Below are 7,592 nucleotides of genomic sequence, written 5' to 3'. Positions count from 1 at the left end.
GTGAGCGAGACAACCGTTTCGGAAGGCGTGGGCAGCACGCTGTCGCAGGACGAGGTCGCAAGGCTGATGCGTCGACGCGGCGAGGAATCGCGCTGGTGGTGGATCGTGCCAACGCTCTACATCGTCGCGCTGCTGCTGCCGATCTACTGGCTCATCAACATGAGCTTCAAGACCAATGCGGAGATCGTGTCGTCGCTGACGCTGTTCCCGCACAATCCGACACTCGCTAATTACCGCACCATCTTCACCGATGCGTCCTGGTATTCGGGCTACATCAACTCCATCACCTATGTGGTGATCAACATGGTGATCTCGGTCACCGTGGCGCTGCCGGCGGCCTACGCCTTTTCGCGCTACCGTTTCCTCGGCGACAAGCACCTGTTCTTCTGGCTGCTGACCAACCGCATGGCCCCGCCGGCGGTGTTCGCGCTGCCGTTCTTCCAGCTCTATTCGGCCTTCGGTCTGATCGACACGCATATCGCCGTGGCCCTGGCGCACTGCCTGTTCAACGTGCCGCTGGCAGTGTGGATCCTGGAAGGGTTCATGTCAGGCGTGCCGAAGGAGATAGACGAGACCGCCTATATCGACGGCTATTCCTTCCCGCGCTTCTTCATCAAGATCTTCATGCCGCTGATCGCCAGCGGCATCGGTGTCGCCTGCTTCTTCTGCTTCATGTTCTCATGGGTGGAACTCTTGATCGCGCGCACGCTGACCACCACCGATGCCAAGCCGATCGCAGCCACCATGACGCGCACCGTCTCGGCCGCCGGCATGGACTGGGGGTTGCTCGCAGCCGCCGGCGTGCTGACGCTGATCCCTGGCGCGGTCGTCATCTGGTTCGTCCGCAACTACATCGCGAAGGGCTTCGCCCTGGGGAGGGTGTGATGAAACGAACACATAAGTTCATCCTCACCACCATCGCCAAGGGCTTTGCCCTGGGGAGGGTCTAAGCCATGAACCTCGACTTCTCGTGGATGGCGTGGACCTTGCCGACGGCCGCCTTCTTCATCGTCATCGTGCTGATGCTCTGCGGCATGGGCGTCTGGGAATATGTCTCGCCGGGCGGCAATCCGCGCGTCGGCGTGCTGCGCTTCGAGACGACGCGCGGCGACCGTCTCTTCCTGTCGCTGCTCGGCAGCGCCTTTATCCATCTCGCTTGGCTGGGTTTTGTCGGACCCAACCTGTGGTGGGCTCTCGCTCTCTCCGTAGTCTACGCCATCGGCGTGTTCCGCTACGTATAGAGGGGGAAACTGTCGGAGCGGTCGCGTGCTGGGCGACCGCTCCAGATCGCACTTGAAACCTAAAACGGAGGAAACACATGCGACGGCAAATTTTAACATCAACGACCGCCATTGCCCTGTTGCTCGGGGCTGGCAACGCCTATGCCGGTATGGACGAGGCCAAGGCTTTCTTGGACAAGGAGATCGGTCCGCTCTCGACGCTCTCGCGCGCCGATCAGGAAAAGGAAATGCAGTGGTTTATCGACGCTGCCAAGCCGTTTGCCGGCATGGACATCAAGGTCGTGTCGGAAACCATCGCGACCCATTCCTATGAGTCGCAGGTGTTGGCGCCTGCTTTCTCCGCCATCACCGGCATCAAGGTCACGCACGACACGATCCAGGAAGGCGATGTCGTCGAGAAGATCCAGACCCAGATGCAGACCGGCCAGAACCTCTATGACGGCTGGGTCAACGATTCCGACCTGATCGGCACGCACTGGCGCTACCAGCAGGTGCGCAATCTCTCCGACTGGATGGAAGGCGACGGCAAGGACGTCACCAATCCGAACCTCGACCTGAAGGACTTCATAGGCACCTCCTTCACCACCGCTCCGGACAAGAAGCTTTACCAGCTTCCCGACCAGCAGTTCGCGAACCTGTACTGGTTCCGTTACGACTGGTTCAACGACGAAAAGAACAAGGCCGACTTCAAGGCCAAGTACGGCTACGACCTTGGCGTGCCGGTCAACTGGTCAGCCTATGAGGACATCGCCGAATTCTTCACCGGCCGCGAGATCGATGGCAAGAAGGTCTACGGTCACATGGACTACGGCAAGAAGGACCCGTCGCTCGGCTGGCGGTTCACCGACGCCTGGCTGTCCATGGCCGGCAATGGCGACAAAGGCATTCCGAACGGCCTGCCGGTCGACGAGTGGGGCATCAAGGTCGACGAGAATTCGCGCCCCGTCGGCTCCTGCACCGCACGTGGCGGCGACACCAATGGTCCGGCTGCTGTCTACTCGATCCAGAAGTATCTCGACTGGCTGAAGGCCTACGCTCCGGCGGAAGCCCAAGGCATGACCTTCTCTGAAGCCGGCCCGGTTCCGGCGCAGGGTGCGGTTGCCCAGCAGATGTTCTGGTACACCGCCTTCACCGCCTCGATGGTCGACGCCGGCGCCAAGGCGGTGCTGAACGACGATGGCACGCCGAAATGGCGCATGGCGCCGTCGCCGCACGGCGTCTACTGGAAGGACGGCATGAAGCTTGGCTACCAGGACGTGGGTTCCTGGACGCTGATGAAGTCGACGCCGACCGACCGCGCCAAGGCCGCCTGGCTCTACGCGCAGTTCGTCACCTCGAAGACCGTCGACGTGAAGAAGAGCCATGTCGGCCTGACCTTCATCCGCGAGAGCACGATCCACGACAAGAGCTTCACCGAGCGTGCTCCGAAGCTCGGCGGCCTGATTGAGTTCTATCGCTCGCCGGCCCGTGTCCAGTGGTCGCCGACCGGCACCAACGTGCCTGACTACCCGAAGCTGGCCCAGCTCTGGTGGCAGGCGATCGGCGATGCCTCATCGGGCGCCAAGACCGCGCAGGAAGCGATGGACTCGCTCTGCGCCGAGCAGGAAAAGGTCATGAGCCGCATCGAGAAGTCGGGCGTCCAGGGCGATATCGGCCCGAAGATGGCCGAAGAGCACGACCTTGCCTACTGGAACGCCGACGCGGTCAAGAAGGGCAATCTCGCGCCCCAGCTCAAGATCGAGAACGAGAAGGAAAAGCCGATCACCATCAACTACGACGAACTGGTGAAGAGCTGGCAGAAGTAACGGCATGACATGGGCGTGCTCGCCCATGTTAGGAAATGCAGGGGAGGCGGCTTTGCCGTCTCCCCTGTTCTATGAGAAGTGGAGGGAACGGAATGAGCGGTTTTGTGCTGGCCATCGACCAGGGAACGACATCGACCCGGGCGATCCTGTTCGACGACGAGATGAAGGTAGCAGGCATCGGCCAGCAGGAATTTCCGCAGCATTATCCGGCCTCCGGCTGGGTCGAGCATGACCCGGAAGACATCTGGTCAAGCGTGGTCGCGACGGTCAAAGCGGCGCTGAAAGCGGCCGGCCGCGCAGCATTCGACGTGGCGGCGATCGGCATCACCAACCAGCGCGAGACGGTCGTCATCTGGGACAAGGCGACCGGCAAGCCGATCCACAACGCCATCGTCTGGCAGGACCGGCGCACCGCGCCGCTTTGCCAGAAGCTCCGGAAGCAGGGGCTGGAGAAGAAATTCACCCGCAAGACCGGGCTGCTGCTCGACCCCTATTTCTCCGGCACCAAGATCGCCTGGATGCTGGACAAGGTGAAGGGCGCGAGGAAGCGCGCCGAGAAGGGCGAACTGCTCGCCGGCACGATCGACAGTTTCCTGATCTGGCGGCTGACCGGCGGCAAGGTGCACGCCACCGACGCCACCAACGCCTCGCGCACACTGATCTACAACATCGAGAAGAACGCCTGGGACGACGAGCTGCTGTCGATCCTGAACATACCGGCCGCGATCCTGCCGCAGGTGAAGGATTGCGCCGATGATTTCGGCGTCGCCGAGAAGAGCCTTTTCGGCGCCGAGATGAGGATCTTCGGGGTCGCCGGCGACCAGCATGCGGCGACCATCGGCCAGGCCTGTTTCGAGCCCGGCATGATGAAATCCACTTACGGCACCGGCTGCTTCGCGCTGCTCAACACCGGCGCCGACCTGGTGCGCTCGAAGAACCGGCTGCTCACCACCATCGCCTATCGGCTGAACGGCAGGACCACCTATGCGCTGGAAGGCTCGATCTTCATTGCGGGCGCCGCCGTGCAATGGCTGCGCGACGGCATCAAGGTGATCGGCAAGGCCGAGCAGAGCGGTGCGCTCGCCGCGGCCGCCGATCCGGCGCAGGCTGTCTATCTGGTGCCGGCCTTCGTCGGGCTCGGCGCGCCGCATTGGGACGCCGATGCGCGCGGTTCCATCTTTGGCCTGACCCGCAATTCTGGTCCGGCGGAGTTCGCGCGCGCGGCTCTCGAATCTGTCGCCTACCAGACCCGTGACCTGCTCGACGCGATGCGCAAGGACTGGAAAGGCGCCTCGGCCAGAACCGTGCTTCGGGTCGATGGCGGCATGGTGGCGTCGGACTGGACCATGCAACGGCTGGCCGACATTCTCGACGCGCCGGTTGACCGCCCGACCATCCTGGAGACGACTGCGCTGGGCGCCGCCTGGCTCGCCGGATCGAAAGCCGGTGTGTGGCCGAAGGCGAAGGAATTCGCCAAGACCTGGGCGCTCGACCGCCGCTTCAAGCCGGACATGGATGCCGGCACGCGCTCGGCAAAGCTCGCGGGTTGGCGCGATGCCGTGCGCAGGACGCTGAGCACGAACTGAGACCCATCAAAGAGAGCCCGCGCCTTTCGATGCGGGCTCGGTCAACGACTCTGCGGTACCGACTGGGGCCCGTCAGTAGGGCGAGCGGCACTCGCGTCTGCCGTATCTGGACAAGTATGTATTGTCCGAGGCGCGATAGCTTCTGTAGTGGTCGTAGCACCACTGTACATGCGCATCCGCATAGCGGTTCTGGCTGTTAACGATCGCGCCGGTGATCAGCGCGCCGGTAGCGAATGCCGCAAGCGGGAACCAGAAATCGCCGTGACGGCGATAGCCGCGATGATATTCGCGGTAGCCGCGATGGCCGTTCCAGTACACGGCACCATTGCGCTCATACATGCCGCTTTGGGAGCGATTGAAACTACGGCGCTTTCTCCAGTCCTGGTATTGTACTGTCTGGACATTCGAGAGGTCCTGGCCTTGCGGCACATAGTTCGGCTGAGCACTGACCGGCACGATCTCCGCCGCAGCGAACGAAACCGATAGCGCGGTTGCCAGCAGACCCGATGAAATCTTGTTCATGGTCTTCTCCTCGAGGGTGGTTGTCGTCCCTTGCGGGGGCAACGGTCGCGCGGTGCGATAGTTCCGCCAAACGCCAGGTCGCATTCGACGAGCACGCCCGATGCGCGCAGTCGGCTTGGGAGCAAGACATGCATGAAAACAATGATTTAAGCACGCCTCGCGATTCCGTTCAATACGACGCGCACGACCCGATGGGTCGACCTTCCGGCCTTGCCTGGGGCAGGGTTCGGGAGGATCTTGACGCCGCGAGAAACAAGACTTGCGGGTGATCTTTTTCCGGTTGACCGGCCGATGTACTCTCCCTATGTTCCGCGCAATTTCGAGGGCGGCGTTTCCAGCCCACGGGAGCGCGTAGCTCAGCCGGTAGAGCAACTGACTTTTAATCAGTAGGTCATGGGTTCGAATCCCATCGCGCTCACCAAGAACATCGCTAAATCAGCTACATACGGCAGGTTGGGGACCCTTCTGCTGTTTCTTTAAAGCTCTGTCCGCAGAATGTCCGTGAATGCGACGGCGACGCGATATTGAAGGCCAAAACGCCTCCCTTGATCGTCCCGCGCAGCATCGCTGCTCCGAAAGCAGGGCCTCGCTTATCGAGCTAGACGGCCGACCAAAAGCCCCTGCTAGTAAAGGAGGGCGTCGGCGAACTGATGGTGGCGCAGCGCGCCGGGATGGCTGCTCTCTGCGCTTGCGTGCCGCTGCGCTGAGCGTCCTTCGTTCGCATGGCGGTGCCGGTCGCGAACGCTGGTAAAATGCATTCAGCCGGTGCCAGGTCTCGCCCCCGAGCCCCCACCGGTCAGGCCCGGCGTTCGCTGGCCTACCCCGTCAGCCTGCCGGGCCGCCCGGCTCAAGCACAGGCTTTCAGCCTTTGCGCTTGTCCGGCGTCATCGCATGGTTGGTGAACTGCAGGTTTCGGTCGTCGCGGCCAGCGTCCCGACACTCATGGCAAAAGAGGACCTTGATCAGGCTCCAGAGCATCGCGCCATGGTCTGGCCCGAGCCGCTTCACCAGTTCGGCAACGTCGAGCGTCGCCTTTCGCTTGCAGGTCAGACAGTCGACCGACAGACCCGTGCCGGCTTCGAGCTTCTTGCCGAGCGTGTCTTCAGTGAAGGTCATTGGCGATCCTCGTTGATGGGGTCGCCGCACCGGTGAGGATTATATTCCTGATCGCTCGCCAGATGACAAGTGCTTTGAGGCTCGCGCCTAAGGTCTGGGTCTACCGGTACCCGGCCTGTCGGGGGAGTCGGGGTGACTGGGGCGTACAGGCCGGGCCCCTTACCCCGGTGTGGGCGGGGCAGACCCGCATTATGCGCTAGCTTTGAGCGCCCGGCATTAATAATTTTAGGCTCAGCTAATTCAAAGCCCGCCACCGGGAGGACGCTGGTGACGGGCTTTGATTTGCCATGACGAGGCCGCCACCGGGAAGTTCGACGTCATCAAGTATAATCGAATGTCGACATTTTTTCTGCGACCTTAAACAGCGGTGGCAACTGCCAGTCGCTCTACAAAATAGGAATGCTCTCCTATGCCCATCCGAGGACGCGACCAGACAGGAGTCTGGAACGCCATCCGTCACTGATCGCCCAAGCAGCCGAGCCAACTGTCACTTGTTAGCCGGCTTATGTGACTAGCGTCTAGGCAGGGATGGTGCCACGTCCTACCACCCCAAGTGGATTATCTGGGAAAGATCGGCGATGTCGCCATAGATCATCGAACCTTTGACGAGAAAACACTTGCCATCCAGGACCTCGAAGAGCGGACTTGACGCCGTGCAAACCGGTGGAATCTTGCGGCCCCCGGCTTCGGCATAGCCGACGCTGATCGCGAGGATCGCGATAGTAATGAGAGTGGTCTTGCTCATATCTAACCGCTGAAGCCAACTGGCTCTTGGGCCGCAAAACCGGGTTGCCACCCCTTAAGTAGCATCGGGCATTGATGGCTTCATCATCGATTGGAATGACGAGGCAGTCGCATAACCATTGAGGCACGCGAACAAAAAGGCCCGGAAACCGAAGCCACCGGGCCTTGTCTGTGCCTCCCGCACAGAAGCCTAAACAGCCGAAACAAAATGTCAGACGTGGTCGGACTGCTCCGGCTCGTCGTCATGCTCGCCCCGGTCCAAAGCGTCCTCGCCCTGGCGCCAGCCTGTGCCGATACCGACGAAACCTAACTCTGGCTCTAGATCTCCTTGGTTGCCGTAGCAGCCCAAGTTGCCCGACTTCGAGCCGTTCATCGTCCAGCCAAGCGAGTGTTCGGCTGCGCCGTCGTCCTCGCCGTCGCTGTAGTCTGCTTCGCTGGTGTCTAACGCCGAGGCACTCGACTCTTAACCGCCACCTTTTTGCCTTCCCCCCGGGGAGGTGGGTCGCTGCCCCAACGGAATACGGGGCTATATCTTTCATTTATTCGGACCAATGCCGTTGGAAGGATGGACCTCAGCC

8 protein-coding genes and 1 tRNA gene are annotated in these 7,592 nt (G+C 61.6%); 5 read left to right on the top strand and 4 right to left on the bottom strand.

Going from position 1 to position 7,592, the window contains the following annotated elements; genetic code table 11:
* Positions 1-27: 27 nt before the first annotated feature.
* The 4 genes from EOA38_RS22045 to glpK all read left to right on the top strand — a co-directional run bounded on the left by EOA38_RS22045 (position 28) and on the right by glpK (position 4,632).
* Positions 28-885, top strand: coding sequence for a carbohydrate ABC transporter permease (locus tag EOA38_RS22045; protein WP_127300250.1), 858 nt, complete (start codon positions 28-30; stop codon positions 883-885).
* Between the two features lie 68 nt (positions 886-953).
* Positions 954-1,241 carry a DUF2160 domain-containing protein gene (locus EOA38_RS22040; protein ID WP_126093840.1) on the top strand — a complete coding sequence of 96 codons (288 nt, stop codon included), beginning with the start codon at positions 954-956 and terminating at the stop codon, positions 1,239-1,241.
* A gap of 77 nt (positions 1,242-1,318) precedes the next feature.
* Entirely contained in the window at positions 1,319-3,046 is a 1,728-nt protein-coding gene (locus EOA38_RS22035) for an ABC transporter substrate-binding protein (RefSeq protein ID WP_126093841.1), read from the top strand.
* A gap of 92 nt (positions 3,047-3,138) precedes the next feature.
* Positions 3,139-4,632, top strand: coding sequence for a glycerol kinase GlpK (glpK, locus tag EOA38_RS22030; protein ID WP_126093842.1), 1,494 nt, complete (start codon positions 3,139-3,141; stop codon positions 4,630-4,632).
* Between the two features lie 72 nt (positions 4,633-4,704).
* On the opposite strand, the gene EOA38_RS22025 is transcribed toward glpK, so the two are convergent.
* Positions 4,705-5,154 carry a BA14K family protein gene (locus EOA38_RS22025; RefSeq protein WP_189434797.1) on the bottom strand — a complete coding sequence of 150 codons (450 nt, stop codon included), beginning with the start codon at positions 5,152-5,154 and terminating at the stop codon, positions 4,705-4,707.
* Between the two features lie 345 nt (positions 5,155-5,499).
* Between EOA38_RS22025 and EOA38_RS22020 the strand changes: the two genes are divergently transcribed.
* A tRNA-Lys gene (locus EOA38_RS22020) sits at positions 5,500-5,575 on the top strand.
* Between the two features lie 440 nt (positions 5,576-6,015).
* Here the strand turns inward: EOA38_RS22020 and EOA38_RS22015 are convergent.
* The 3 genes from EOA38_RS22015 to EOA38_RS39265 form a co-directional block, all read right to left on the bottom strand.
* Entirely contained in the window at positions 6,016-6,270 is a 255-nt protein-coding gene (locus EOA38_RS22015; RefSeq protein WP_127300248.1) for a hypothetical protein, read from the bottom strand.
* Positions 6,271-6,811: 541 nt separating this feature from the next.
* On the bottom strand, positions 6,812-7,015 hold the full coding sequence (locus tag EOA38_RS22010) for a hypothetical protein (protein WP_126093382.1): 204 nt from the start codon (positions 7,013-7,015) through the stop codon (positions 6,812-6,814).
* 210 nt (positions 7,016-7,225) lie between these two features.
* Positions 7,226-7,387 carry a hypothetical protein gene (locus EOA38_RS39265; protein WP_189434795.1) on the bottom strand — a complete coding sequence of 54 codons (162 nt, stop codon included), beginning with the start codon at positions 7,385-7,387 and terminating at the stop codon, positions 7,226-7,228.
* Positions 7,388-7,592 lie beyond the last annotated feature (205 nt).

The sequence above is a fragment of the Mesorhizobium sp. M1E.F.Ca.ET.041.01.1.1 genome, from assembly GCF_003997355.1.
GTDB lineage: Bacteria > Pseudomonadota > Alphaproteobacteria > Rhizobiales > Rhizobiaceae > Mesorhizobium.
This window is presented reverse-complemented; position numbering and strand designations above follow the sequence as displayed.